This window comes from Micromonospora sp. NPDC007271, from assembly GCF_040634005.1.
GTDB lineage: Bacteria > Actinomycetota > Actinomycetes > Mycobacteriales > Micromonosporaceae > Micromonospora.
Genome location: NZ_JBEYER010000045.1, coordinates 34,347 through 58,321, shown reverse-complemented (window position 1 = coordinate 58,321; position 23,975 = coordinate 34,347). Strand labels below are relative to the sequence as shown.

Sequence of the window (23,975 nt, the reverse complement as noted above, 5' to 3'; positions counted from 1 at the left end):
TCCAGCAGCGCGAGGACGACCTGGGTCTCCGGGTCGCCGAAGCGGGCGTTGAACTGACCGCCCGGAGCCGGGCACCCTCGCCCCCAGCCCAAACAGCAACCACCCACCAACAGCAACCAAGCACCACAGCAACCACCCACCAAGCGAGGGCTACGTGGCGTCGATGACCCCGGTGAGCAGCAGGCAGAGAACCAGCGAACCGAGCGCCACCCGGTACAGGACGAACAGGTACAGGGTGTGGTGGGCGACGTAGCGCAGCAGCCAGGCGATCGCCGCGTAGCCGATCCCGAAGGCGATCATCGTCGCGACGACCATCTGGGCCACGCTCGGCGCCGCGGTCCCGGGCGCCGACGGCTCGAAGACGTCCGGGAGGCTGAACACGCCGGAGATCACCACCGCCGGGATCGCCAGCAGGAACGAGTACCGCGCCGCCGTCTCCCGGGTCAGGTTGATCAGCAGGCCGGCGGTGAGTGTGCCGCCGGAGCGGGACACGCCGGGGATCAGCGCCAGGGCCTGGGCGAAGCCCATGATGACGCCGTCGCGCATCCGGAAGTTCTCCAGCGTGCGGGTCTGCCGTCCCCAGTACTCGGCGAAGGCCAGCACCAGCGCGAAGAAGATCAACGTGAAGGAGACCAGGTAGAGGTTCCGCCCGGCGGTCCGGATCTGGTCCTTGAACAGCAGCCCGAAGATGCCGATCGGGATGGTGCCGACGATGACGTACCAGCCCATGCGGTAGTCGAGGCTGGACCGGACCGAACGGTCCCACAAGCCGACCACCCAGGTGCGGACGATCCGCCAGATGTCCTTCGCGAAGTAGATGAGCACCGCCGCCTCGGTGCCGAGCTGGGTCACCGCGGTGAACGACGCGCCCGCGTCCCGGCCGAAGAAGAGCGCGGAGGTGATCCGCAGGTGGCCGGAGGACGAGACGGGCAGGAATTCCGTGAGCCCCTGGACGATGCCCAGGACGATGGCCTCTACCCAGGTCACTCGCCGACTCCGGACATCTCCAGGGCCTCGGCGACGGTGCGCAGCGTCTGCACGCCGCTGTCCCGGTCCGCGGCGAACAGGGTCACCGACAGGGTGGTGACGCCGGCGTCGGCGTACGCCCGCATCCGGTCGGCGATGCGCTCCTTCGGGCCGAGCAGCGAGGTGCGGTCGATGAACTCCATCGGCACCGCGGCAGCCGCGTCCCGCTGCCGCTTGGCCAGGTAGAGGTCCTGCACCTCGCGGGCAGCGTCGCCGTAGCCCATCCGGGTGGCCAGCTGGTTGTAGAAGTTCTGCTGCCGGCTGCCCATGCCGCCCACGTAGAGGGCGGCGTACCAGCGGACCAGCTCGGCGCAGGCGGCGATGTCGTCGCCGACCACCACCGGGACGGACGGCACCACGTCGAAGCCGGCCAGCTCCCTGCCGGCCCTGGCGCGGCCGGCCCGGACGGAGGCCAGCTGCTCCTCGGCGAACTCGGGCGCGTAGAAGACGGCCAGCCAGCCGTCGGCGATCTCGCCGGCCAGTTCGAGGTTCTTCGGGCCGACGGCGGCCAGGTAGATCGGGATCTGCTCGCGCGGCGGATGGAAGCCCAGTCGCAGCGCCTTGCCCGGCCCGTCGGGCAGGGGCAGGGTGTAGTGCTCCCCGTCGTACGCGACCTCCTTGCGGGCGATCGCCAGCTTCACGATGTCCACGTACTCCCGGGTGCGGGCCAGGGGCTTGGCGAAGCGGACGCCGTGCCAGCCCTCGGAGACCTGCGGACCGGAGACGCCCAGGCCGAGGCGGAACCGGCCGCCGGTGAGGGCGTCGATGGTGGCCGCGGTCATCGCGGTCATCGCGGGGGTGCGGGCGGGGATCTGCATCACCGCGCTGCCGACGTCGATCCGCTCGGTCTGACCGGCGATCCAGGCCAGCATGCTCGGCGAGTCGGAGCCGTAGGCCTCCGCCGCCCACACCACGGAGTAGCCGAGCCCGTCGGCCTCCTGGGCCAGGGCCAGATGATCGGCCGGCGTGCTCCACGCCGTCTGGTATCCGAGGCTGAGCCCGAGTCGCACTGGTCCTCCCACCGTCCGCACCACAGGTCGCATCAGGTTACGCAATGCCGGTGGTCGACCCGATCACCGGCTCGCCCCCGAACACGTCACACCGGTGGAGCGGGAACTTGACTGCGGGCGAGGATATCCGTGACGCGCGGTTCGAAATAAGGTTCACCCATGCAACAGCGACCGCTCGGCCGAAGCGGGCTGGCGGTTTCGCGGCTCGCACTCGGCACGATGACCTGGGGACGGGACACCGACGCCGACGACGCGGCCGCCCAGCTGAAGAGCTACCTCGACGCGGGCGGCAACCTCGTCGACACCGCCGACGTGTACGCCGACGGCGACGCCGAGTCGGTGATCGGCTCGCTGCTGGGCAGCCTGGTCGCCCGGGACGAACTGCTCATCGCCACCAAGGCGGGGCTGCGGCCGGGCAGCGGCCGCCGCCGGGACGGCTCCCGGGGCCACCTGCTGCGGACCCTGGACGCGTCGCTGCGCCGGCTCGGCACCGACCACGTCGACCTGTGGCAGGTGCACGGGTACGACCCGGACACCCCCCTGGAGGAGACCCTGGCCGCGCTGGACCACGCGGTGTCCAGCGGCAAGGCCCGGTACGTGGGGGTGTCCAACTTCTCTGGATGGCAGACCGCCCGGGCCGCCGCCTGGCAGGCCGCCTGGCCGGGGCGGACCCCGATCGTCGCCGCGCAGGTGGAGTACTCGCTGCTGGAGCGGGGCGTGGAGCGCGAGGTGCTGCCCGCCTGCGAGGCGATGGGGCTGGGGGTGCTGCCCTGGTCGCCGCTGGGCCGGGGGGTGCTCACCGGCAAGTACCGCAACGGCCGCCCGGCCGACTCCCGGGCCGCCTCGCCGCACTTCGAGCGCTTCGTCACGCCGTACCTGGAGCCGCGCTGCTCCAGCATCGTGGAGGCGGTCGCCACCGCGGCGGGCGGGCTGGGCGTGTCGCCACTGGAGGTGGCGCTGGCGTGGATCCGGGACCGGCCCGGGGTGACCGCGCCGATCCTCGGCGCCCGCACCGTGGGCCAGCTCCTCGGCGCGCTGCAGGTGGAGCGGATGACCCTGCCGGAGGAGATCGTCACCGCGCTGGACGACGTGTCGGCCGTGCCGGTCGGCTACCCGGAACGGGACGGCTGACCGGCCGGAGGGGTCTGCTCAGCCCGCCGGCCGCTGGCCGGGGACGTCCCGGCCCGTTTCCGGGCGGCGCCACCACGGGGGCGACACAGGTCACCGCCCGGGGCTGGCGCACGGCCGGCGAGCTGGGCAGCATAGGTCCATGGACTACGAATACGCGCCGCTGCGGTTGCCGGCGAATGTCGACCGGTTGACCGCCGCGGCGCAGCTGGCGATCCAGGCGGAGTTCTCCGGCTGGGAGTTGGCCCGGGTGCGGCTGTACCGGGACGGCACGCGACAGGTGATGCTGCGCCGCCGCCGGGTCAACCAGCCGCAGCCGGGTTTGTCGTACTGAGGCTGGGCGCATCCCCGCCTCGCTCCGCACGCCCCGGGGCCCGCACCGCACGGTCGGGCCCCGGGGACGTAACGGCTGCCCTAGTGGGCGTGGTCGTGCTCCTCGTCGAGCTCGAGGAACGGGTGCTCGTCGAGCCGGCCGACGAGGCGATCGTCGGGGGCCGGCTGGAACGGGCCGAGCGGGTCGTCGTCGTCGAACGACTCCAGGTCGACCGGGGTGCCGACCTCGCTGACCATGACCAGGCCGTCGAGCGGCTCCAGCTCCGGCACGTCCAGCGCGCTGAGCGAGCCGTCACCGCTCTGCAGCAGCTCCAGCACGGCCTCGCCGACGCCCTCGACCGGGGCCGGCTCGTCCTCCTCGGGGGTGCCCTCGCGGCGGGCCGCCTCGGCCGCCCGGATCAGGGCGGACACGCTCGGGACGCGGTAGTCGCGCCGCTGCCGCACGGAGATGACCCGCGGGTGCGGGTCGGTGGCCTCGACACCCTCGACCACGCCGAAGCGCTCGTCGGCCTCGTCCGGGTCGATCGACTCGACGTCCCACGGGGTCACCTCGCCGAACGCGTCGAGCAGCTGCTCGTCGTAGGCGAACGAGGCGTTGTTCAAATTGACGTACGCCTGCCAGACGGCGTCGTCGTCGATCCGGCCCTGGGCGGCGCGGACGGCGGCCAGGTGGGCGCGGGCCGCGTCGATCACCCGCTCGAGGGCGGCGTCCAGCTCACCGTGCTGGTCGGTCATGTATGGCAGTCCCTTCACGATGGGGGAAGAATCCGCGCCGACGGTGACGCGACGGGCACGGTTAGCAGCTGCGGAGAAACCGGTCGAGAACCCGCACGCCGAACTGTAGCCCGTCCACCGGAACCCGCTCGTCGATGCCGTGGAACAGGCCGGAGAAATTGAGGTCGGCGGGCAGCCGCAGCGGCGCGAAGCCGAAGCAGCGGATGCCGAGCTGGGAGAACGCCTTGGCGTCGGTGCCGCCGGAGAGCATGTACGGCACCGGTCGGGCGCCCGGGTCCTCGGCGCGCAGCGCCGCGGACATGGCGTCGACCAGATCGCCGTCGAAGGTGGTCTCCAGGGCGGGCTGGCGCTGGATGTACTCGATGGCGATGTCCGGGCCGACCAACTCCCGCAGCTGCCGCTCCAGCAGCTCCGACTGGCCGGGCAGGCTGCGGCAGTCGATCGTGGCGGTGGCCCGGCCGGGGATGACGTTGTCCTTGTAGCCGGCGGCGAGCCGGGTCGGGTTGGCGGTGTTGCGGATGGTCGCGCCGATGATGTTGGCGATCGGGCCGAGCTTGGCGATCGCGGTCTCCGGGTCCTCCGGGTCGATCTCGATGCCGAGCACGTCGGCAACCTCGTCCAGGAACGCCCGCACGGTGTCGGTGACGACCACCGGGAAGCGGTGCCGGCCGATCCGGGCGACCGCCTCGGCGAGCGCGATGACCGCGTTGTCGTCGTGCACCATCGACCCGTGGCCGGGGCGGCCCTTGGCGTGCAGGCGCAGCCAGTCGATGCCCTTCTCGGCGGTCTCGATCAGGTAGAGCCGCTGCTGCTCGTCGACGGAGTAGGAGAAGCCGCCGACCTCGCCGATCGCCTCCGTGCAGCCGTCGAACAGGCCGCGGTGCTCGCGGGCGAGGTAGTGCGCCCCGTAGTCGCTGCCGGCCTCCTCGTCGGCGGTGAAGGCGAGCACGATGTCCCGCGACGGGCGCACCCCGGAGCGCTGCCAGCCGCGGACCACGGCGAGCACCATCGCGTCGAAGTCCTTCATGTCGATCGCGCCGCGGCCCCACAGGTAGCCGTCGCGGATCTCGCCGGAGAACGGGTGCACCGACCACTCGTCCGCGTCGGCGGGCACCACGTCGAGGTGGCCGTGCACCAGCAGGGCGTCCCGCCCGGGGCCGGTGCCGGCGATCCGGGCGACCACGTTGGCCCGGCCGGGCGCGGACTCGTGGATCTCGGCGTCGACCCCGACCTCGGCGAGCTTCTCCGCGACGTACTCGGCGGCGCGCCGCTCCCCGACGCTGGTGTCGTTGTCCCCGGTGTTGGTGGTGTCGATGCGCAGCAGGTCGCGGCAGAGGTCCACGACCTCGTCGGTGGGGTCCGGTCGGGTGGCGGCGTGGCTCGTCATCGCTTCTTCATACCAGTCGGGCCCCGCGGCCGGCCCACCCCCGTCCGCGCGCGGTTTCGCGGATCGCGCGACCGGGTACCGCCGCTGGCGTCCCCGCACCGCCCGTGGACCGCTAGGCGCCGCCGATCCCCCGGCGGCCACCAGTCGAGGAGGGCACCGTGACCGTCCCCCTGCCGCCGCTGCCGCCCGCCGCCGACGACGCCTACCGGCCCGGTGGCCGGAGCGTGGTCGAGATCGTGGATCGGGAGCACCGGACGTTGCTCGGCCTGGCCGGGCAACTCGCCGGAGCGCAGCTGCCGGCCGACCGCCGCCGGGAGGTGCTCGAGGTGTTCACCGCCGCGGTGTCCCGGCATCTCTCCGCGGAGGAGCAGTATCTCCTTCCCGCCGCCCGGGCCGCCGTGCCGGAGAGCGCCGACCCGGTGGACCGGGAGATCGAGGCGGACGCCGCGCTGCGCGCGGCACTGAAGGGCCTGTCCGGGCCGGCGGACCCGGCGCTGGCGGAGGTGGTCGACCGGGTACGCCGGCACGTCGACCGGGTCGCCGCGCTGGTCACGTCGCTGCGTGGGGTGGCCACCGACGCCGAGCTGATCCGGCTCGGCAACCGGTGGGAGATCGCCGAGGAGGCGGCGCCCACCCGGCCGCACCCGGGCACCCCGGCCAGCCCGCCGTGGAACAAGCTCGTCGAGCCGGCGGTGGGGGTGCTGGATAAGGTCCGCGACGCGGTGACCGGCCGGCGTACCCACGTGTCGGACCTCGAGCGGCGCCGGGTGCGCTGAGTCGGGCCGCCGTCCGGGCGACACCCGATCGATCGAGGTACGCCGATGGCGAAGGCTCTTCCGCATACCGGTTCGTGGTCCTACCGTCACCGTATGAATCTGGAGCTGCGACACCTGCGGGTCGTCTGCGCGATCGCGGAGACGGGGAGCGTGACCAAGGCGGCCTCGACCCTCGGCCTGGCCCAGCCGGCACTGACCGCCCAGCTCCAGCGCATCGAGCGGACCCTGGGCGGTCCACTGTTCGAACGCGACCGCCGCGGCGCCCGTCCGACCGCGCTGGGCGAGCTGGTGCTGGACCGGGCCCGGGTGCTGCTGCCGGCGATGAAGGGGCTTCAGGACGAGGCGGCCCGGCTGGCCGGGGCGGGCGACCCGCTGAACCGCTACCGGTTCGGCGGGGTGAACAGCCCGATCCTCGGCCGGCTGGTGCACCGGCTCGCCGCCGAGCAGCCGGACGTGGGGATCACCACGTACGCGTCCTGGTCGGTGGACGAGCTGGCCCAGCTGGTGGCCGGCGGCCGGCTCGACTTCGCGCTCATCGGGGTGTGCGGGGACGCCCGCCCGGCGGTGGAGTTCGGGCTGAGCTGGCGGGAGGTGGCCGTCGACCCGATCTCCGTGCTGCTGCCGCAGCACCACCCGCTGGCCGACCGGGGCGAGGTGCGCCTGGTGGACCTGCGGCGCGAGCAGTGGGTGGCGGCACCCGGGGACGGCTGCTTCGGCGACTGCTTCGCCGCCGCCTGCGCCCGCGCCGGGTTCACCCCGCGCAAGCTGTACGAGGCGGACGTGCGCGGCTGCGTGGACCTGGTCGACGCGGGCGAGGGGGTGGCGCTCTGCCAGGCCACCTTCCGGCCCCCCGCCGGGCTGGTGACCCGCCGGCTGGCCGGGGCGCCGCTGCGCTGGCGGCTGCTGCTGGGCTGGCACCCGGACGCGCCGGCCGCCGGGGTCGCCGAGACGGTGCTGGAGACGGCGGTGGCCGCGTACACGGACGCGCTGGCGCCGCACCCGGACTACCTGGCCTGGCTGCTGCGGCATCCCGACTTCGGTGCCCGGGTGCCGGTGACCGGCGGGGTGCGAACGGCCTGAGCGCGGGTATCAGGGCGGCATGACTGATCTGTACCCCGCCGCCGAACAGCGGGAGCTGCTGCGCCAGGCGGCCGCCACGCACGCCGCCGCCGCCCAGGACGTGGAGACCTTCCTGCGCCGGCTGCCAGAGGTGCCCGACCCGGCCGACATCACCGAGTACGCCAACCTGCTCAGCCGGGAGGAGCGGGCCCGGGCCGACCGGCAGGCCGCCGCCGACGCCGCCGGCCTGCAGCTGCCGAGCATGGAGCCCGAGTAGTACGGCCGGACGCGGGACGGCACCCGGGACGCAGTCCGGGTGCCGCCGGTCCGGTCCGGCTCGGCGTCCGGGGGACGCCGGCCGGATCAGCGTTCGACGAGGACGTCGTGGCCGAGATCGAGCAGCGAGTGCCGCCACTCGTTGTCGGTGTTGCCGGCGCTCGGCCGGGCGTCGATGAGGGACTGGATGCGGTCGACCGCCTCCTGCATCACCTCGATGTCCTCCCGGGTGAGGTCCACCTTGCGCTTGCTCAGCACCCGCAGGATGTGCCGGCCCGGCTCGGGCAGGGACATGTTCGGTTCGGGGCCGAACGACTCCTCGCCCGAACCCCGGGTCAGCAGCCACTGGCGCAACTGCTCGGAGGGGACGTTCACCAGGGCGTGGAAGTCGTCCCAGAGCACGTCCACCTCGGGATCCACGCGCTGTTCGCGTACCATCACGCCTCCTCTTCCGGCGGCGGCCCGGACGGCGTCCGGTCGCCCTCGTCGGTCTGCTTCTTCACACCCTCCGGCGGCACCTTGACCCGGGACGGGTTCGCCGTCGGTGGGCTCACGATCGGCTCGCTGCGCTCGGTCTCCTCCCGGGTCGCCTCGGGTTCGGTCATGTCCGGCCTCCGCTCCGTCGGGGATGGGACCTGGCCGCGCTTCGCGGACGGCGCCTCATCGCTCATCGCGGATGGGACGTCGCGGCGGCGGTGTAGCCGCCGGCGCCGGCCACCTCGATGGCGAGCTGGCCGTCCTGCGCGTCGACGGTGACCCGCTGGCCGGGCGAGATCTCGTCCTCCAGCAGCATCCGGGAGAGCCGGTTGTCGACCTCCCGCTGGATCACCCGGCGCAGCGGCCGGGCGCCGAACTCCGGCTGGTAGCCGTGCTCGGCGAGCCAGTCGACGCCGGCCGTGGTGAAGTCGACCTGGATGTCCTGGGCGTGCAGCCGGCGGCGGGTCTCCTCCAGCAGCAGTTCGGTGATCTGGCGCAGCTGCTGTGCCTCGAGCCGCTGGAAGATGATGATCTCGTCGATGCGGTTGAGGAACTCCGGCCGGAAGTTCTCCTGGAGCCGGCGCATCAGCCGCTCCCGCAGCTCGGCGGCCTCCTGCTGGCCCGGCTCGCCGGCGGCGAAGCCGACCGCGCGCTGGGTGCCGGTGATCAGCTCGGAACCCAGGTTGCTCGTCATGATCAGTACGGTGTTCTTGAAGTTCACCGTCCGGCCCTGGCTGTCGGTGAGCCGGCCGTCGTCGAGCACCTGGAGCAGGATGTTGAACACGTCCGGGTGCGCCTTCTCGATCTCGTCGAGCAGCACCACCGCGTACGGGCGGCGGCGGACCGCCTCGGTGAGCTGGCCGGCCTCCTCGTAACCGACGTACCCGGGCGGGGCGCCGACCAGCCGGCTGACCGTGTGCCGTTCCTGGAACTCGCTCATGTCCACCCGGACCATCCGGTCGGACTCGCCGAAGAGCGCCTCGGCCAGCGCCCGGGCCAGCTCGGTCTTGCCGACGCCGGTCGGGCCGAGGAAGAGGAAGCTGCCCATCGGCCGGTTCGGGTCGGCCAGGCCGGTACGCGAGCGGCGGACCGCCTCGGCGACCACCTGGACCGCGTCGTCCTGCCCGATCACCCGCTCGTGCAGGACACCCTCCAGGCGCAGCAGCCGGTCCCGTTCCTCCTCGGTGAGCTGGTTGATCGGGATGCCGGTGGCCCGGGAGACCACCTCGGCGATCTCGGTCGGCCCGACCGTCGGCACGTTCGGGGTCTCCCCCTCCCCCTTCGCGCGGCGGACCTGTTCCTCCAGGTCGGCCGTCCGGTCACGCAGCTCGGAGGCGCGTTCGTACTGCTCGTCGGCGACCGCCTGCTCCTTGTTGCGGCGCACCTCGTCGAGCTGCCGTTCCAGCTCCCGTACGTCCTCGGCGGGGGTCCGCGTGCGCAGCCGGACCCGGGCGCCGGCCTGGTCGATCAGGTCGATCGCCTTGTCCGGCAGGTACCGGTCGGTGACGTACCGGTCGGAGAGCTCGGCGGCGGCGACGAGGGCCTCGTCCGTGAACCGGACCTGGTGGTGCGCCTCGTACCGGTCGCGCAGGCCGCGCAGGATGGTGACGGTGTCCTCGCCGCTGGGCTCGGGCACGAAGACCGGCTGGAACCGGCGGGCCAGCGCGGCGTCCTTCTCGATGCTGCGCCGGTACTCGTCCAGGGTGGTCGCGCCGATCACCCGCAGCTCGCCCCGGGCCAGCGCGGGCTTGAGCATGTTGGACGCGTCCATGCCGCCCTCGCTGCCGGCACCGCCCGCGCCGACCAGGGTGTGGATCTCGTCCAGGAAGATGATCAGCTCGTCGCGGTGCGCGCGGATCTCGTCGATCACCTTCTTGAGCCGCTCCTCGAAGTCGCCGCGGTAGCGGGTGCCGGCGACCAGGCCGGGCAGGTCGAGCTGGACCACCCGCTTGCCGATCAGCGTCTGCGGCACGTCCCCGTCGCAGATCCGCTCGGCCAGTCCCTCCACGATGGCCGTCTTGCCGACGCCGGCCTCCCCGATGAGCACCGGGTTGTTCTTGGTCCGGCGGGAGAGGATCTCCACCGCCTGCTCGATCTCGTCCGCCCGCCCGATCACCGGGTCGATCTGGTCGTTGCGGGCCAGTTCGGTGAGGTCCTGGCCGTACTGGTCGAGAGTGGGGGTGCCCCGGTCGACGCGGGGCGTGCCGCCCCGCTCCGCGCTGGCCGCCTGCAACGACTCCGGCTGGATCCGGCCGGCGGCGAGCATCCGCCCGGCCGGCGACTCCGGGTTCAGCGGCAGGGCCATCAGGATGTGCTCGGGGCCGATGTAGTTGGCGCCCATCGCCCGGGACAACTGGTGCGCGTCGAGCAGCGCCCGCTTCGCCGCCGGGGTGAGCGACAGGTTCGGTGGCACCTCGCCCCGGGGTGCCCCGTCGCCGCGCCCGCCGAGGGCGTTGACCAGGGCGTCCGGGTCGGCGCCGGCTCGGCGTACCAGGTCGCGCAGCGGCTCGCGTTGCAGGGCCGCCCAGAGCAGGTGGTCGGTGTCCAGGTCGTTGCTGTGCTTCTGGGCCGCCCGGCGGGCCGCGTCGGCGAGCATCTCCCGCGCGTCGGCGGTCATCAGCCGGGTGATGTCGACCCGGTGCGCCGGCCGGCGGCCCCCCTCGCCCCGGCCGAAGTACCGGGCCAGGAACTCGTCCCACGGGTCGGGGCCGAAGTCACCGGGTCCCATCATCTCTGTCCTCCGCTCCTCGGGCGGGCCCGGTCGCCGGAGCGACCTGGCGCGGCAGTCGCCGCGACGACCTGGCGCGACACGGTCGCCGAGACGACCTGGCGCGACAGGGTCGCCGAGACGGCCTGGCGCGGCATGGCCGGCGTGGCGACCTGGCGCGGCACGGTCGGCGGTGGCTACCCGACGGCCGGCGCGACAAACGCGGGCGAGGCGAGCGCGGGCGGCCGCCGGCTCGGTGGCAGGCTGGTGGCATGGACACCAGGCCGCTGCTGATCGTCGACGGCGCGAACGTGGTGGGCTCGCGGCCGGACGGCTGGTGGCGGGACCGGGCCGGGGCGGCGGCCCGGCTGCGCGACGCGCTGGTGCCGCTGGCCGGGACGGGCGTGCCGCCGGAGCTGCCGCCGCCGGTGGAGGTGGTGCTGGTGGTGGAGGGAGCGGCCCGGAACGTGCCGGCGGTGCCGGGGGTCGGGGTGGTCGCCGCACCCGGCTCCGGTGACGACACGATGGTCGAACTGGTCGCGGCGGCGGCCCCGCGCCGCCGGGTCGTGGTGACCGCGGACCGGGAGCTGCGGGCCCGGGTGGGCGCGCTGGGCGCCGAGGTGCACGGCCCGCGCTGGCTGCCCTGGGACCGCTGAGCACGACCCGCGCCGGCCTGGCGCCCAGGGTACGCGGACGGAGCCGCAGTCAGCTCCCGGCGGTGACGACCGCCCAGGGCGGCCCGTGGACGGGACCGGTCGGCCCGCCGGTGGGACCGCGGCCCGGGGCGCGAAACGGTCTCAGCGCATGTCAGGGGCCGCGATCGGACAGCCGGGTAGGAACACCGCGAGGGCGGATGTTCTCCCACCCGTCGGGATGGGTTGTAATGGAGATCTCCCCGCCCCCAGGAGGTCCCCGTGGCGAGCGTCGCCGAGCTGAAGGCAGCCATCGATGTCGCCCTCCAGCAGATAGGTGACGGGCAGACAGCCGTGCAGGCGGCCGGCGAGAAGCTGGCCGAGGCGCAGCAGACCCTGGCCGGCGCACTGGAGGGCAGCGGGCACGAGACGGTCGAGGCCGCCCAGGCGTCGCTGACCCAGGCCAGCCAGGAGCTGGAGGAGTGCCTCGCCGCCACACTGGTCGCGGTCGAGCAGGCGCAGCTCTACATCTCCACCCTCTAGGGCCGGCCGTGTCCATCGTCGAGGACATCGGCGCCCGCGTGCGGGCCGCCGCCGACGAGCTGCCGCTGGCCCAGCTCGCCGCCGCGCTGGAGAAGTTCGGCCAGGCCACCGAGCGGCTGCGCTGGGTACGGCAGGAGTCGGCCGACCCGATGGGGGTGCCGGAGCTGTCCGCCGCGACCGAGCACGCCGAGAACGCCGGATACGCCCTGCGGGTGGCGCAGGAGCAGCTGTCGGCGTACCTGGCCGCGATCGGGCTCGCCGCCGACGGGGCGCCCGCCCCGAAGGCCGACGGCCGGCGGCCGAAGCACGACGCGCCCCCGGAGGGGGCGCCGGCGACGCCGGGCGCCGTACCGGAGCAGGGCCCCGACCCGAAGGCGCGGCGCTGGTGGTCGGTGCGGGTGGCGGAGCTGACCGGCGGGGGTGAGGGCCCGCCGGACGAGCCGGACGAGCAGGTCGGCGACGCCCGGGAGCTGCTGCGCCGGGTGGTGACCGGGGTCCGCGCGGGCGACCGGGAGCGGCTGCACCGGGAGCTGCGCCGGGCGCACGCCGACGTGGGGCTGGGGCTGGCCGCGGTCGCCCCGCCGCTGCTGCGCGACCTGGCCGGGGAACTGCTCGGGCACCCGCCCCGCGCCGACGACCTGGGCCGGCTGCGGCGCGAGCTGGACGGGCGGGTCCGCGACCTGCTGCCCGGGCTGCCGCCGCCGGTGCTGGACACGCTGCTCACCCGGGTCTGCCGGATGCCGCCACCCCGCCGCCCCGCCGACCAGGACCAGCCGCACGCGGCGGATCCGGCGGTGACCGCCGGGGTGGTCACCGGCGTACTGCTCGACCGGCTCGGCCGTGACCTGCCGAAGGACGCCGGCGAACCGGAGCCGTCCCGGGGTGCGCATGGCTGACGTCCGTACCCAACTGGTGTCGCGGGTCCGGGGCATGCTCTCCGAGGCCCTCGGCGCGGCCCGGAACCGACTGGCCGCCGCGGACGCCGACCTGGCCGCCGGCCGGGAACGGCTGACCCGGGTGCGCCGGGCCGCGGCGGCCGTACCGGGGCGGGTGGGCGCGGCCCGCGACGGCCGCCTGGCCGAGATCGACGCCCGGCACACCGCCCGGATCGCCGAGCTGGTCCGGCGGGCGGCCACGGCGGCGGAACGGGAGGCGCCCGGTGCCGCGTCCGCGCCGTGGGACCGGTGGCGGGTCACCCCGGCCGACCGGGCCGAGGCGCCCGGCGCGGTCCGGGCCGGCACGGTACGCATCCCCGGCGCCGAGCCGGTGCCGGCGCTGGTGCCGCTGCTGGACGCCGGTCACGTGCACCTGGCCGGCGGTGACCGCGACGGCATCGCCGCGGTGGTCCCGGCCCTGCTGCTGCGCTCGCTGGGGCGCGCCGAGCCGGGCACGGTCCGGCTGTTCGGGTACGGCCCGGAGCACCTGGGCGGCGGGCTGGCCGGGTTCGCCCCGCTCGGCACCGCCGGGCTGCTCACCTTCGTCGGCCCGGGCGGGCTGGGACGGCTGCTGGACGACCTGGTGGAGCAGATCCGCCGGATCAACGAGACCGTGCTGGCCGGCGAGTACGGGTCGCTGCGCGAGCTGGCCGCCGCCACCGGCCGCCGGCCGGAGCCCTGGCGGGTGGCGGTGCTGCTCGGCGGCGACGAGCTGTCCCGGCACGAGCGCGGCCAGCTGGACCGGGTGGTGCGGACCGGGGCGGCCTGCGGGGTGCACCTGATGGTCCGCGGCCTGGCCCTGCCGGACGACCCGACGGTGACCCGGATCGTGGTCGAGCCGGAGGATGCCCGCATCGCGGGGCTGCCGGTCGTGCTCGACGAGCCGCCCCCGGCCGGGCTGGTCACCGAGACCTGCCGGGAGGTGGCCTCCCGGGTGAACGCCGGCCCCCCGCCGGCGCCCTTCACCGACCTGCTGCCCCCGCCCGACGAGTACTGGCGGGAGGATTCGGCACCCGGGCTGACCGCGCCGATCGGCGAGGGCCGGCACGGCCGGCCGGTGCTGCTGACCCTCGGCGACTATCCGCCGCACGCGCTGATCGGCGGCCCGTCCGGCACCGGCAAGACCAACCTGATCTTCGCCTGGATCGGCGCGCTCGCCGCCCGCTACTCCCCCGCCGAGCTGGAGTTCTATCTGCTGGACTTCAAGGAGGGGGTGTCCTTCGCCCGGTTCGCCCAGGGCCGGCGGGACCCGAGCTGGCTGCCGCACATGCGGCTGGTCGGGATCAACGTCAACACGGACCGGGAGTTCGGGCTGGCCCTGCTGCGCTTCCTCGCCGAGGAGCTGCGCCGCCGCGCGGACGCGGCGAAGAAACACGAGGTCACCAAGCTCGCCGAGCTGCGCGCGGTGGACCCGACCGGGCGCTGGCCGCGGATCGTGGCCGTGGTGGACGAGTTCCAGGCGCTGCTCGCGGGCCGGGACGTGGTCGCCCGGGAGGCCGCCGACCTGCTGGAGGACCTGGCCCGACGGGGCCGCTCGCAGGGCATTCACCTGGTGCTCGCCTCGCAGGACGTGCGCGGCATCGAGGCGCTGTGGGGCCGGCCGGCGCTGGTCGCCCAGTTCACGCTGCGGATCGCGCTGCCGAAGGCGCTGCGCATCCTGGCCGAACGCAACGACGCGGCGCAGTCGCTGCCCCGGCACCACGCGGTGGTCAACGCCGAGTCGGGCCTGGTCGAGGGGAACCAGGTGGCGCGCATCCCGTCGGCCAGCGACTGGGAGACGTGGAGCGAGCTGCAGCACCGGTTGTGGCGGATGCGGCCGCAGGACGCCTCCCCGGCCCGCCTCTTCGACGGCGACGCGGTCCCGAGGCTCGCCGACGCGCCCGACTTCGGCGCACTGACCGCCCCGGAGCAGGGGGTGCCGCGCAGCCCGGTGGCCCTGCTCGGGGAGATCATCGACGTGCAGGCCCGCTCGGCGGCGCTGCGGCTGCCCCGCGCCCCGGGTCGCAACCTCGCCGTGCTCGGCACCCGGGTGGACGAGGCGTGCGCGGTGCTGGACGCCGCGGCCCGGTCGCTGGCCCGGCAGCACCGCCCCGGCACCGCCCGGTTCTCCATCGCCTGCCTCGACCCGGACGCCGACCCGGCCGCCCGTGCCCTCTACGCGGACCTGGCCGACGACGCCGCCTGGTACGACGAGGAGACCGTCCCCGAGCTGATGGCGGAGGTGGGTGACTCGCTCGGCGCCCCGGGCACCCCGAACAGCCCGCACTACCTGCTGCTGTTCGCGGTCGACGCGGCGGCCGGGCAGCTCGCCGGCAAGGCGGGCCGGCGGACCGGGCTGGAGCAGCTGCGCCGGATCCTGCACGACGGGCCGGAACGGCGTACGCACGTGCTGGCCTGGTGGCGGGGGGTGGCCCGGATGCGAACCGACCTGGGCGGGCCGGGCGCTCGGATCGAGAACATCGGCGCCTGGGTGGCGCTCGACGTGCAGGGGGCGGAGCTGGGCTCCTCGCTCTACCCGGGCACCGGTGGGCCGGACTGGTACCCGCGCCCCTGGCGGGGCCTCTACTTCGACCGGGCGGTGCACCGCACCGGGCAGGTGATCATCCCTTATGGTCCATCGCGATGAACGAACCGGTCGCCAGTGAGACGTACGCCGCCCAGATCCGCCGGCTCGCCGAGCTGACCGCCCGGGTGGCCGCCCAGCGGGCCGAGGCGCACAGCTGGTACGCGCAGCAGTGCGCCGCCGCCGACCGGGCCGTGGCCGAGGCCGCCGAGCAGGTCCGCCGCGCCGAGGCGGAGGTGGCGGAGGCGCGGGAGCTGGTGGACCGGGTGGACGCCGAGGCCGCGCACCTGTGGGGGGAGCTGCGCACCCGGGTCCGCTCCGGCGGCCGGTTGGGCGACCCGCCCGGTCCGGCGCCGGACGCCAGCGGCGACCCGGTGCCCCGGCTGCGCGGGGTACGGGATCTGCTGGACCGGATCCGCCGGCGGGGCGAGCTGCCCGGCTCGGCGAATCCGCTGCTGGTGTGCTGTGGGGCCGGCGGGTCGGTCGTCGCGTACACGCTGGGGGTGGGCGCGCGGGCGCTGGGCGCCGGTTCGGGCGGGGACCTGGCGGTCGGCATGCCGGTGCTGGCCCTGGTGGTGACGCTGCTCGGCCCGCTGGTCGGGCTGGCCCCGGCCCGCCTGCTGGCCGACCGCCGACACGCCGTGCTGAACCCCCGCGCGATAACGCTGGTGGTCACCGCCGGCCTGGCGACAACCGTCCTCCTCCTGACCCTGGCCCCCCGCTGACCCCCGCCCCGCACCGCTGATCATGAGGTTGGCGGTACGACACGCCGGGCCGGCCACCGCCAACCTCATGATCGACGCGACCCGGGGCGGGGCCGGGGGACCTCAGGCGGGGGTTAGGACGGCCTCCTTGAGGAGGCGGCGGGCCAGGACCAGGCGGTCGGCGTCGTCGTCGAGGCCGGGCAGGTCGCCGACCCGGGTCACCTCGCCGGTGAGCAGGGCCCGCACCGCCGGCTCGCAGGTGCCGGGCAGGGTGATGGTGCGGTCGAACAGGCGCAGCGCCACCCGGCCGTCGTCGCCGGTCGGGCTGAGCTGCCAGCGCAGGCCCTCCCGCGGGGCGACCCGGCTGTCGGCGGTCAGCGCGGCCAGCGCGGCGGCCTGGGCCAGGGGCCGGATCGGGGCCGGCCGGGCGGCCGGCCAGGCGCGGTCCCGCAGCCGGGCGGCCACGGCGGCCGGATCGGCCCGCAGCAGCCAGTCGCGCAGCGCCTCCACCGTCTCGGTCAGCTCCGGCTCGATGGCGTCGGGGTCGGCCACGTCGACGCCGAGCGGCAGGCCGGACCGCAGTCGGGGATCCTCGGCGGCGAGCGCCAGCAGCTCCTCGACCAGGGCGTACCGGGTCAGCGCCCGGATCCCCACGGTCAGGTGCAGCGAGCTGGACTCCTGCGCCTGGGCGCTGTGCAGCCAGCCGCGGGGCAGGTAGAGCGCGTCGCCGGGGGTGAGCACCACGTCCAGCGCGGGCCGGCCCTCGGCGGTGGCGGCAACCTCGTCGGCCCGCCCGCCCCACGGCTGCCGCTCCAGCGGGTCGGGCAGCACCGGCGGGTGGATCCGCCAGTGCTTGCGGCCGTCGACCTGGAGCACGAAGACGTCGTGGGTGTCGTAGTGGGTGGCGAAGCCCTGGCTGCCGGCCGGGGTCAGGTAGGCGTTGACCTGGGTGGGCTGGGCGAGGGCGATACTCAGGTCGCGGGCGAAGTCGACCAGTGTCGGCCAGCTCCTGTGCAGACCCTGCAGCACCAGGGTCGCGCCGTCGGCGTACAGCTGCAGGACCTTCTCGTCGAGGACCTGGTCGCCGATCTCGGCGCCCGCGCCGCCGCCGCCGGTGTAGCGCGCCGCCGGCACCAGCTCGCCGTCCTTGGCCAGCCGCAGGAACGGGGTACGCAGGCCCCGGCGGCTGAGCAGCTCGTCCGCGTCGGCGGGGCTGAGCAGGTCGGTGAAGCCGTCCGGGTTGGGCAGTTCGGCCGCCCGGGAGAGCAGCGGGCTGCACCCCCAGTGGTCGGCGGCGAACTTGGCCGGGTCGACGGCGACGCAGCGGGCGAGGGCCGTGGACGCGGCGCACGGAACCGCCGGGCGGCCGTCGCCGCCCGGCGACGGTTGCCGGTCGTGGCGCGGCACCAGACGCGCCGAGCTGGATCTGTCGGACGGGTCTAGGTACGCCATGGCGACCGGTCAGCGGGCGCTGCCGTCGGCGCCACCGTCCCGCTGGCCGGGGGTCGCGCCACCGTCGGCCGGACCCTCGGCACCGCCGTCCGCGCCACCGTCCTGCTTTCCCGGCGTGGCACCACCGTCGGCCGGGCCCTCGGCGCCCCGGTCGGCGCCGCGGTCGGCACCGCGCTCCGCGCCGCGATCGGCGCCGCCGTCCGCGCCGCCGTCCTGCTGGCCGGGGGTCGCGCCACCGTCGGCCGGACCCTCGGCGCCTCCGCCGCCAGTGGTCTGCATGTCGTCGTCGTTGAGTGCCATGGGTGCTCCCTCGGGTCTGCCGCCCCGCGTACGTCGGGGTTCGTCGTGGAGCGGGTGGTACCCCACGCGCGATCTTCCCTAACCTTGACATCCTCTCCCGCCTAGCGGCGGGAGATTCCCGCTTCCAGCGCTGTACGGCCTTGGCGCCGGGTGGGTGGTCGACAGGACGCCGAGTGGCTCCTGTCCCGGGCTGCCCGCCCGGTGAGTGGGGACACCGCCCGGCGGCGTCCCTGACGTTGATCGCGGCGTTCACGTCAGCGTTGGCCTGGTGTCCGCAGGACCCGCAAGCGTTGGCCTGGTGTCCGCGGGACCCGCACCGCAACATCGCTCTCGGTAGGCGGCGGGGGCGACACAGGCGGTTCGCCGGGCCCGCCGGGACTCACCGCTTGCGGCTAGATGAGGCCGTTGACGGTGAAGGTGGTGGACACGGGCAGTGACCGGCGGGCCGGCCCCGTCGGTGCCAGGATGGCGGAGGGTACGTGGGAGAGGAGATGGCCGTGGGGCAGCCGGAGCCGTTTACGCCGCTGGCCGAGGACTGGCAACGGGCCCTCGCCGTGGTGGCCCATCCCGACGACCTGGAGTTCGGCGCGGCGGCCGCGGTGGCCCGCTGGACCGGGCAGGGCAAGCAGGTCGCCTACTGCCTGCTCACCAGCGGCGAGGCCGGCATCGACGGGATGCCGCCGGACCGCGCCCGGGTGCTCCGGGAGGAGGAGCAACGCGCGTCCGCGGCGGTGGTCGGGGTGGACGCGGTGGAGTTCCTGGGCCTGCCGGACGGCCTGCTGGAGTACGGGGTTCCGCTGCGCCGGAAGGTCGCCGGTGTGGTCCGCCGGCACCGCCCCGACATCGTGGTCACCGTCAACTTCCGGGAGACCTGGGACGGGACGTACGCGTTGAACCAGGCCGACCACGTGGCCTGCGGCCGGGCGGTGCTGGACGGGGTCCGGGACGCCGGCAACCGGTGGATCTTCCCGGAGCAGCTGGTGGACGGCGTGGAGCCGTGGCCCCGGGTACGGGAGGTGTGGGCGGCGGCCTCGCCCCGGGCCCGGCACGGGGTGGACGTGACGGCCACCTTCGACCGGGGCGTGGCGTCGCTGCGGGCGCACGGGGCGTACCTGAGCGGGCTGGGGGACGGCGGCTTCGACGCGGAGGAGTTCCTCGAGGGGTTGGCTCGCCCGGCCGGCACCCGCCTGGGCGTCCGGTACGGGGTCGCCTTCGAGGTCTTCCGCCTCGGCCTCGGGTAGGCGCCGGCGATGATCCTGGTGGGCCCGTCCGGTTGGTGACGCACCTGCGCGAACGACTGTCAGTGGCGGGTGTGCGCGATGTCGCCGGCGCTGCGGCGTGATGTTGCCCAGGACGGGAGCCAGGCCGGCTCGGGGAGCGGCGCCAGGCTTGCGAGGTGGTTGATGATCGCCCGAAGTCCCGGGTGCGGATTCGTGCTGGGGAACATGAGCGAGAGCGGGTAGGCGAGCGTCGGGTTCACGATCGGGATGCGGCGTAGGTCGTGGTTCGTCGGCCAGATGTACCGGTCGCGCGCGCCGACGAGGGTGGCCACGTCGGCGGAGTCCGCGAGGGCGTCGAGGAGTACCTCGTCACCGAAGTTCGGGCCGGCCGCGTCGATACGGAGGTCGAACGCGGTGGCGAGCTGGTCGTAGAACTCCGCCCATTCGCTCCGGGGCACGATACCGGGCACCCAGATCCGAAGCTTGCGTAGCTGGGGTGGGGTCAGTGTTCGTGCGCCGGCAAGCGGATGCCGGGGGCCGACGAGGAGTTCCAGCGGCGAGTCGAAGGCGTGGATCATTTGCACGTCGCGCGGCAGCGTGGCCCGGTCGGTGACAGTGCGGAACGAGGCGTCGATTTCGCCTGCCTGGACGGCAGCGGCCGCCACGTGCGGGTCGTCGACCCTGAGGGTCACCACGTCGAGGTCGGTTCCGGGATGCGACCGCCAGTAGTCGTGCAGCACGACGGCCTGCGCGCTTCGCCGGCCCAGAACGTCGATCCGAAGGGCCCGCGAGCCCGGCCTGACCGCGGTGACGGCGCGATCGACACCCGCGACGATGCTCCGTGCGTGTGGGAGGAACGCCTGGCCGTCGAGGGTCAGTTCGACCCCTCGGGCGGTCCGGGTGAACAGGCGGACCGCCAGCTCGCGCTCCAGGGCGGCGACCCGCTTCGAGACCGCCTGCTGTGTCACGCCGAGCTCGTCGGCCGCGTGTTGCAACTGTCCGAGCTCGGCCGCCCGGACGAACGAGCGCACTGCCTCGGTGTCCACCGGTCCAGCCTATGCCCGCCCAACTGGTCGTTGTGGCTCGCCGAAGGGCGGTTGTTTGATCCTGCTCGCGCGTAGCCGATGTGATTCCGGGACCCGAACGTCGGTTGTTGCGGAGGAGTCGTGTGCGCGTGAGGTTGGGGTCCAGTTTCGGCTGGCTGTGGTCGGCCTACGCCGTCAGCACGTACGGCACGTGGATCGCCTTCGGAGCGTTCCCGCTCATCGCGGTTCGAGTGCTGCGCTCGTCGGCATTCGCGGTGTCGCTTCTGGAGGCAGCGGGGCTTGCCGTCGCGGCGATCATCGCGTTCCCGCTCGGGCCGTGGGTCGAGCACCGGTCCAAGCGTCGGGTGATGATCGCGATGGACCTGGCTCGGTTCCTCGCGATGGCGAGTGTGCCGGTCGCGTACGTCCTCGGCCTGCTGTCCTACGGCCAACTGGTGGTCGTCTCGGTCATCTCCGGAACGGCCGGCATCGCCTTCACCGCCGCGTCGGGCGCGTACCTGAAACACCTCGTCCGCGGTGACCACCTGCTTACCGCGAACGGGAGATTCGAGGGCACGAGCTGGGTGGCGACCGCGACCGGACCGCCCCTCGGCGGCGCGCTCATCGGGCTGCTCGGCCCGGTCATCACGGTCATGGCCAACGCGCTCAGCTACCTGCTGTCCGCGCTCGGGGTCCTCCGCATCCGCGGAGGCGACGTCCCGGCACCCCGCGATCCGGCCACCGGGTCGCGCGGAGTCGACCTTCTCGGTGGCTGGCGGTTCATCCTCCACGACCGCGCCCTACTGCGCCTCTTCCTCAACTCGATCCTGGTCGGCGGCCTGATCACGGCCACCGTCCCGCTCCTGGCCGTCCTCCTGCTGGACGAATACCACTTCCCGGCCTGGCAGTACGGTCTTGCCTTCAGCATCCCGGCGCTCGGCGGCTTCGTGGGCGCCCGCCTCTCCGCACGCCTCGTGCAACGCTACGGCCGGCACCGGGTCATGACCGTGTCCGGCTGGTTGCGATCACTCTTCCCGCTCGGTCTCGCGTTCCTCCATCCCGGCCTCACCGGGCTCCTCACCGTGATCATCGTCGAGGGCCTGCTCATCACATGCATGGGCATCTTCAACCCGATCCACGCCACAGAACGCCTGCAACGGACGCCCGCGGACCATGCCGCCCGAGTCCTCAGCGCGTGGAGTGTCAGCAGCAAACTCGTGCAGGCCGCCCTCACGGTGATCTGGGGCGTCCTCGCCACACTCACCAGTCCCCTCGCCGCGATCACCAGCTCCGGCGTTCTCCTCCTCGCCACCCCGCTCCTGCTGCCCAAACGGGCCCACCTGGGCCACCGCGCGACGGTCGTGGACCGGGAAATGGCGCGGGTACCGCGTCCGGGTTGACGCGGACGGCCCGCTCCACCGATGGTGGGGCGGGCCGGTCGGGACCGTCGATCAGGGAAAGTTCTGCACCAGGTCCTTCGGCATGTTGTCCTTCACGTCCTGCCACTGACCCGGGGTGACGTGCCGGCTCAGGGCGTCCAGCACCACCTGCACCACCCGCTCGGTGCCGCCCTCGACGTCGTACGGGAAGCGTTGCCGTACCTCGAACAGGAAATCGTCCCGGTTCAGCTTCACCGGCGCGTCCATCGGCTGCCAGCCGTCGAAGTAGATGCCGCGCAGCACCAGCGGCAACTGCTGGGCGAACTCGGCGCCCTCTTGCACCGGCATCCGGTCGCGCAGCAGGTGCAGCACCGTACGCAGGGCGCAGTAGGACTGGTTGCGTTGCGACTTCGGCCACCCGTAGGCCTGCTCGATGTCCTTGAGGATCAGGTTGGTCTTCTCGATGGAGGACTCAATCGCGGTACTCAGCTGCTCAGCCATCTGCCCACCCCCGTAGGTCGGTTTCCCACCGTCGGTCGTCTGTGCGTCGCGGCGGCCCGCTGGGCCCCCGCCACTGCCGGGCCGGACTGAACCGACCGGGCCGCTCGCCGCGCCGGGGGCTGCCGGACTGCCCGACCACGTGCAGCACCCCGCCACGGCGTGGATCCGATACCACCCGAACCATGGCCCACACCTCCTGTCGGCCTGGCGGCCGCGTCGACGACGGACCGCGCACACCGTCCAGACTGTCCGGGGAGCGGGTGAGCCGGCCTCACCCCGACCGGGTGAAACCCCGTCTCAGCCCGCACCGAGCAGCGCCTGCAACCGCTGGCCGTTGCGCTGCGCATAGTCGCGGTAGCAATTGTTCATGAGCACGTGGGTCTGCTCGGCCGCGCCGGCCAGTTCGCGCAGTTTCGGCGCCCAGTCGCGCAGCTCCCGGTCCGAGTAGTCGTAGCCGAACTTCTCGTGGATGTCCTTGCTGGTCCACTTGGCGCTGTGGCCGTGGAAGCGGACCAGCGCGAGGTCCGCGGTGGCCGCCAGCACCGGCGGTACGGACGACCGGTGCCCCTGGGGCATGTCGACACAGACGTACGCCAGCTCGTGCTGCCGCAGGAAGGCGAGCGTCTCGTCGGCGTTGTCCCCGGCGAACCAGGAGGCGTGCCGGAACTCGAAGGCCGGGCGCAGCGGGGCGCACCGCCGCGCCACCTCCAGCAGGTACTGCTTGTTGTCCCGCCTGATGGTGAACCAGGGCGGGAACTGGAACAGCAGCGCGCCGAGCCGGCCCGCCTCGGCCAGCGGATCGAGGGCGGACAGGAAACGCGCCCAGACCTCCTCGTACGCCTGCGGTGGCAGGTCGTCCGGGTAGATGTTGCGCTTCTCCGTCTGCGGACGCAGATCCTGATAGAGCGCGCCGACCCGGGTGGGGTGGCCGGTCAGCAGGCTGAACGCCTTGACGTTGAAGGTGAAGCCGGGCGGGGTGCGCTCCACCCACAGCCGCGCGGTCCGCTCGGCCGGCGGCGAGTAGTAGGTGGCGTCCACCTCGACCAGCGGGAACTGCCGGGCGTAGTAGGCCAGCCGCTGCTCCGGCGTGTCCGCGGTCTGCGGGTACCAGCCGGAGTCGAGGAGGGTCCGGTCGGTCCAGGAGGCGGTGCCCACCTTGATCTCACCCATGCGGCGAGTCCACCGCGTCCGGAACCGACCGGCAACCCGGGGCCGCTCAGGCCGCCCGCCGCTCCCGGTTCTGCTTGCAGGACACGCAGGACGTGGCGGACGGGAAGATCTCCAGCCGCTCCACCGGGATCGGCGCGGAACAGCCCTCGCAGAAGCCGTACGTGCCCTCCTCGAGCCGGGTGAGCGCGTGCTCGAACTGGGCGCGCCGGTCCAGGATGCTGCGCAGCAGCGACTGGGCGGTGTCCCGCTCGGCGGTCTTGGTGCCGCTGTCGGCCTGGTCGTCGCCGGCGGTGTCGCCGATCTCGACCAGCCGCAGCACCTGGCTCTGCAGCACGGCCTGCTCGTACTCCGCGGTCAGCTCGTCGTAGCGCGACTGCAGGGACTGCCGGATCTGGTCGACCTCCGCCTGGGAGCGGCCCGTGGCTGTCGTGTCGTGGACGAGCATCGCTGCCTGCCTTTCTGGCGCCTCATGCCGATCCGGGGCGGCGAGCGCCCCGGATGAACTCCGATGGGTGCCCGGGTGGATCACCCGGGCTCTGTGAGCCGGGCGATTACCCGTCCCCGCTCCGGCTCAAACCGGGGACTTTGCGGGCTGTTTGCCGGCGTTCGTGCTCCCTTGCGTCGGCCGGTCCGGCCC

The 23,975-nt window shown here is 74.0% G+C and carries 25 protein-coding genes; 12 read left to right on the top strand and 13 right to left on the bottom strand.

Going from position 1 to position 23,975, the window contains the following annotated elements; genetic code table 11:
* Nucleotides 1-150 precede the first annotated feature (150 nt).
* Both ABZ570_RS17875 and ABZ570_RS17870 read right to left on the bottom strand, forming a co-directional pair.
* Complete coding sequence (locus ABZ570_RS17875; protein ID WP_358064192.1) at nt 151-987, bottom strand: undecaprenyl-diphosphate phosphatase; 837 nt, start codon at nt 985-987, stop codon at nt 151-153.
* On the bottom strand, nt 984-2,036 hold the full coding sequence (locus ABZ570_RS17870) for an LLM class F420-dependent oxidoreductase (RefSeq protein ID WP_358064189.1): 1,053 nt from the start codon (nt 2,034-2,036) through the stop codon (nt 984-986). The genes ABZ570_RS17875 and ABZ570_RS17870 overlap by 4 nt, the downstream gene beginning before the upstream one ends.
* 159 nt (nt 2,037-2,195) lie before the next feature.
* Between ABZ570_RS17870 and ABZ570_RS17865 the strand changes: the two genes are divergently transcribed.
* Both ABZ570_RS17865 and ABZ570_RS17860 read left to right on the top strand, forming a co-directional pair.
* Nucleotides 2,196-3,167 carry an aldo/keto reductase gene (locus ABZ570_RS17865; protein WP_358064186.1) on the top strand — a complete coding sequence of 324 codons (972 nt, stop codon included), beginning with the start codon at nt 2,196-2,198 and terminating at the stop codon, nt 3,165-3,167.
* 139 nt (nt 3,168-3,306) lie between these two features.
* On the top strand, nt 3,307-3,498 hold the full coding sequence (locus ABZ570_RS17860; RefSeq protein WP_073838148.1) for a DUF5703 family protein: 192 nt from the start codon (nt 3,307-3,309) through the stop codon (nt 3,496-3,498).
* 80 nt (nt 3,499-3,578) lie between these two features.
* On the opposite strand, the gene ABZ570_RS17855 is transcribed toward ABZ570_RS17860, so the two are convergent.
* Both ABZ570_RS17855 and ABZ570_RS17850 read right to left on the bottom strand, forming a co-directional pair.
* Nucleotides 3,579-4,232: a hypothetical protein gene (locus ABZ570_RS17855; protein WP_358064182.1), complete on the bottom strand. Its 654-nt coding sequence runs from the start codon at nt 4,230-4,232 to the stop codon at nt 3,579-3,581.
* A gap of 61 nt (nt 4,233-4,293) precedes the next feature.
* Nucleotides 4,294-5,619 (bottom strand): M20/M25/M40 family metallo-hydrolase, encoded by a 1,326-nt coding sequence (locus tag ABZ570_RS17850; RefSeq protein WP_358064179.1) that lies wholly within the window; start codon nt 5,617-5,619, stop codon nt 4,294-4,296.
* A 158-nt stretch (nt 5,620-5,777) separates the two neighbouring features.
* On the opposite strand from ABZ570_RS17850, the gene ABZ570_RS17845 reads away from it, so the two are divergent.
* The 3 genes from ABZ570_RS17845 to ABZ570_RS17835 all read left to right on the top strand — a co-directional run bounded on the left by ABZ570_RS17845 (nt 5,778) and on the right by ABZ570_RS17835 (nt 7,731).
* Entirely contained in the window at nt 5,778-6,395 is a 618-nt protein-coding gene (locus tag ABZ570_RS17845; RefSeq protein ID WP_358064176.1) for a hemerythrin domain-containing protein, read from the top strand.
* A 93-nt stretch (nt 6,396-6,488) separates the two neighbouring features.
* On the top strand, nt 6,489-7,475 hold the full coding sequence (locus ABZ570_RS17840; RefSeq protein ID WP_358064173.1) for a LysR family transcriptional regulator: 987 nt from the start codon (nt 6,489-6,491) through the stop codon (nt 7,473-7,475).
* A 19-nt stretch (nt 7,476-7,494) separates the two neighbouring features.
* Nucleotides 7,495-7,731 (top strand): hypothetical protein, encoded by a 237-nt coding sequence (locus ABZ570_RS17835; protein WP_358064170.1) that lies wholly within the window; start codon nt 7,495-7,497, stop codon nt 7,729-7,731.
* A gap of 86 nt (nt 7,732-7,817) precedes the next feature.
* On the opposite strand, the gene ABZ570_RS17830 is transcribed toward ABZ570_RS17835, so the two are convergent.
* From ABZ570_RS17830 to ABZ570_RS17820, 3 genes are all read right to left on the bottom strand, one after another.
* On the bottom strand, nt 7,818-8,168 hold the full coding sequence (locus ABZ570_RS17830) for a DUF3140 domain-containing protein (RefSeq protein ID WP_358064167.1): 351 nt from the start codon (nt 8,166-8,168) through the stop codon (nt 7,818-7,820).
* Nucleotides 8,168-8,335 carry a hypothetical protein gene (locus ABZ570_RS17825; protein ID WP_358064164.1) on the bottom strand — a complete coding sequence of 56 codons (168 nt, stop codon included), beginning with the start codon at nt 8,333-8,335 and terminating at the stop codon, nt 8,168-8,170. The genes ABZ570_RS17830 and ABZ570_RS17825 overlap by 1 nt, the downstream gene beginning before the upstream one ends.
* Before the next feature lie 62 nt (nt 8,336-8,397).
* The gene (locus ABZ570_RS17820; RefSeq protein ID WP_358064160.1) at nt 8,398-10,938 is read right to left on the bottom strand and encodes an ATP-dependent Clp protease ATP-binding subunit; all 2,541 of its coding nucleotides are present in this window, start codon (nt 10,936-10,938) and stop codon (nt 8,398-8,400) included.
* 248 nt (nt 10,939-11,186) lie between these two features.
* Between ABZ570_RS17820 and ABZ570_RS17815 the strand changes: the two genes are divergently transcribed.
* From ABZ570_RS17815 to ABZ570_RS17795, 5 genes are all read left to right on the top strand, one after another.
* Entirely contained in the window at nt 11,187-11,570 is a 384-nt protein-coding gene (locus tag ABZ570_RS17815) for a hypothetical protein (protein WP_358064157.1), read from the top strand.
* A gap of 258 nt (nt 11,571-11,828) precedes the next feature.
* A complete protein-coding gene (locus tag ABZ570_RS17810; protein ID WP_358064154.1) occupies nt 11,829-12,089 on the top strand; it encodes a hypothetical protein in 261 nt (86 codons plus the stop codon).
* 8 nt (nt 12,090-12,097) lie between these two features.
* The gene (locus ABZ570_RS17805) at nt 12,098-12,985 is read left to right on the top strand and encodes a hypothetical protein (RefSeq protein ID WP_358064151.1); all 888 of its coding nucleotides are present in this window, start codon (nt 12,098-12,100) and stop codon (nt 12,983-12,985) included.
* On the top strand, nt 12,978-15,650 hold the full coding sequence (locus ABZ570_RS17800; protein ID WP_358064148.1) for an FtsK/SpoIIIE domain-containing protein: 2,673 nt from the start codon (nt 12,978-12,980) through the stop codon (nt 15,648-15,650). Before ABZ570_RS17805 ends, ABZ570_RS17800 begins: the two co-directional genes overlap by 8 nt.
* Nucleotides 15,647-16,312 (top strand): hypothetical protein, encoded by a 666-nt coding sequence (locus tag ABZ570_RS17795; protein ID WP_358064145.1) that lies wholly within the window; start codon nt 15,647-15,649, stop codon nt 16,310-16,312. Before ABZ570_RS17800 ends, ABZ570_RS17795 begins: the two co-directional genes overlap by 4 nt.
* 102 nt (nt 16,313-16,414) lie before the next feature.
* Here ABZ570_RS17795 and ABZ570_RS17790 read toward each other — a convergent pair whose 3' ends face one another.
* Nucleotides 16,415-17,698 carry a cupin domain-containing protein gene (locus ABZ570_RS17790; RefSeq protein ID WP_358064142.1) on the bottom strand — a complete coding sequence of 428 codons (1,284 nt, stop codon included), beginning with the start codon at nt 17,696-17,698 and terminating at the stop codon, nt 16,415-16,417.
* Between the two features lie 54 nt (nt 17,699-17,752).
* Nucleotides 17,753-18,043 (bottom strand): hypothetical protein, encoded by a 291-nt coding sequence (locus ABZ570_RS17785; RefSeq protein WP_358064139.1) that lies wholly within the window; start codon nt 18,041-18,043, stop codon nt 17,753-17,755.
* A 497-nt stretch (nt 18,044-18,540) separates the two neighbouring features.
* Here ABZ570_RS17785 and ABZ570_RS17780 point away from each other — a divergent pair, with 497 nt between their 5' ends.
* Nucleotides 18,541-19,284 carry a PIG-L deacetylase family protein gene (locus tag ABZ570_RS17780; protein ID WP_358064137.1) on the top strand — a complete coding sequence of 248 codons (744 nt, stop codon included), beginning with the start codon at nt 18,541-18,543 and terminating at the stop codon, nt 19,282-19,284.
* A gap of 59 nt (nt 19,285-19,343) precedes the next feature.
* On the opposite strand, the gene ABZ570_RS17775 is transcribed toward ABZ570_RS17780, so the two are convergent.
* Nucleotides 19,344-20,309, bottom strand: a complete 966-nt coding sequence (locus tag ABZ570_RS17775) for a LysR family transcriptional regulator (protein ID WP_358064134.1) — start codon at nt 20,307-20,309, stop codon at nt 19,344-19,346.
* 128 nt (nt 20,310-20,437) lie between these two features.
* Between ABZ570_RS17775 and ABZ570_RS17770 the strand changes: the two genes are divergently transcribed.
* Nucleotides 20,438-21,688 (top strand): MFS transporter, encoded by a 1,251-nt coding sequence (locus ABZ570_RS17770; RefSeq protein WP_358064131.1) that lies wholly within the window; start codon nt 20,438-20,440, stop codon nt 21,686-21,688.
* A gap of 51 nt (nt 21,689-21,739) precedes the next feature.
* Here the strand turns inward: ABZ570_RS17770 and ABZ570_RS17765 are convergent, their stop codons facing one another.
* The 3 genes from ABZ570_RS17765 to ABZ570_RS17755 form a co-directional block, all read right to left on the bottom strand.
* On the bottom strand, nt 21,740-22,168 hold the full coding sequence (locus ABZ570_RS17765) for a DUF2267 domain-containing protein (protein ID WP_358064128.1): 429 nt from the start codon (nt 22,166-22,168) through the stop codon (nt 21,740-21,742).
* A 297-nt stretch (nt 22,169-22,465) separates the two neighbouring features.
* Nucleotides 22,466-23,338: a DUF72 domain-containing protein gene (locus tag ABZ570_RS17760; RefSeq protein WP_358064126.1), complete on the bottom strand. Its 873-nt coding sequence runs from the start codon at nt 23,336-23,338 to the stop codon at nt 22,466-22,468.
* 46 nt (nt 23,339-23,384) lie between these two features.
* The gene (locus ABZ570_RS17755; RefSeq protein WP_358064123.1) at nt 23,385-23,783 is read right to left on the bottom strand and encodes a TraR/DksA C4-type zinc finger protein; all 399 of its coding nucleotides are present in this window, start codon (nt 23,781-23,783) and stop codon (nt 23,385-23,387) included.
* Nucleotides 23,784-23,975: the final 192 nt, after the last annotated feature.

What these genes read in the sequence shown, in the direction of transcription:
- ABZ570_RS17865 (WP_358064186.1), top strand. Translation starts at nt 2,196, where the DNA reads ATGCAACAGCGACCGCTCGGCCGAAGCGGGCTGGCGGTTTCGCGGCTC.
- ABZ570_RS17760 (WP_358064126.1), bottom strand. Translation starts at nt 23,338, where the DNA reads ATGGGTGAGATCAAGGTGGGCACCGCCTCCTGGACCGACCGGACCCTC.
- ABZ570_RS17830 (WP_358064167.1), bottom strand. Translation starts at nt 8,168, where the DNA reads ATGGTACGCGAACAGCGCGTGGATCCCGAGGTGGACGTGCTCTGGGAC.
- ABZ570_RS17765 (WP_358064128.1), bottom strand. Translation starts at nt 22,168, where the DNA reads ATGGCTGAGCAGCTGAGTACCGCGATTGAGTCCTCCATCGAGAAGACC.
- ABZ570_RS17850 (WP_358064179.1), bottom strand. Translation starts at nt 5,619, where the DNA reads ATGACGAGCCACGCCGCCACCCGACCGGACCCCACCGACGAGGTCGTG.
- ABZ570_RS17800 (WP_358064148.1), top strand. Translation starts at nt 12,978, where the DNA reads ATGGCTGACGTCCGTACCCAACTGGTGTCGCGGGTCCGGGGCATGCTC.
- ABZ570_RS17795 (WP_358064145.1), top strand. Translation starts at nt 15,647, where the DNA reads ATGAACGAACCGGTCGCCAGTGAGACGTACGCCGCCCAGATCCGCCGG.
- ABZ570_RS17855 (WP_358064182.1), bottom strand. Translation starts at nt 4,232, where the DNA reads ATGACCGACCAGCACGGTGAGCTGGACGCCGCCCTCGAGCGGGTGATC.
- ABZ570_RS17755 (WP_358064123.1), bottom strand. Translation starts at nt 23,783, where the DNA reads ATGCTCGTCCACGACACGACAGCCACGGGCCGCTCCCAGGCGGAGGTC.
- ABZ570_RS17835 (WP_358064170.1), top strand. Translation starts at nt 7,495, where the DNA reads ATGACTGATCTGTACCCCGCCGCCGAACAGCGGGAGCTGCTGCGCCAG.
- ABZ570_RS17820 (WP_358064160.1), bottom strand. Translation starts at nt 10,938, where the DNA reads ATGATGGGACCCGGTGACTTCGGCCCCGACCCGTGGGACGAGTTCCTG.
- ABZ570_RS17815 (WP_358064157.1), top strand. Translation starts at nt 11,187, where the DNA reads ATGGACACCAGGCCGCTGCTGATCGTCGACGGCGCGAACGTGGTGGGC.
- ABZ570_RS17860 (WP_073838148.1), top strand. Translation starts at nt 3,307, where the DNA reads ATGGACTACGAATACGCGCCGCTGCGGTTGCCGGCGAATGTCGACCGG.
- ABZ570_RS17840 (WP_358064173.1), top strand. Translation starts at nt 6,489, where the DNA reads ATGAATCTGGAGCTGCGACACCTGCGGGTCGTCTGCGCGATCGCGGAG.
- ABZ570_RS17825 (WP_358064164.1), bottom strand. Translation starts at nt 8,335, where the DNA reads ATGACCGAACCCGAGGCGACCCGGGAGGAGACCGAGCGCAGCGAGCCG.
- ABZ570_RS17785 (WP_358064139.1), bottom strand. Translation starts at nt 18,043, where the DNA reads ATGGCACTCAACGACGACGACATGCAGACCACTGGCGGCGGAGGCGCC.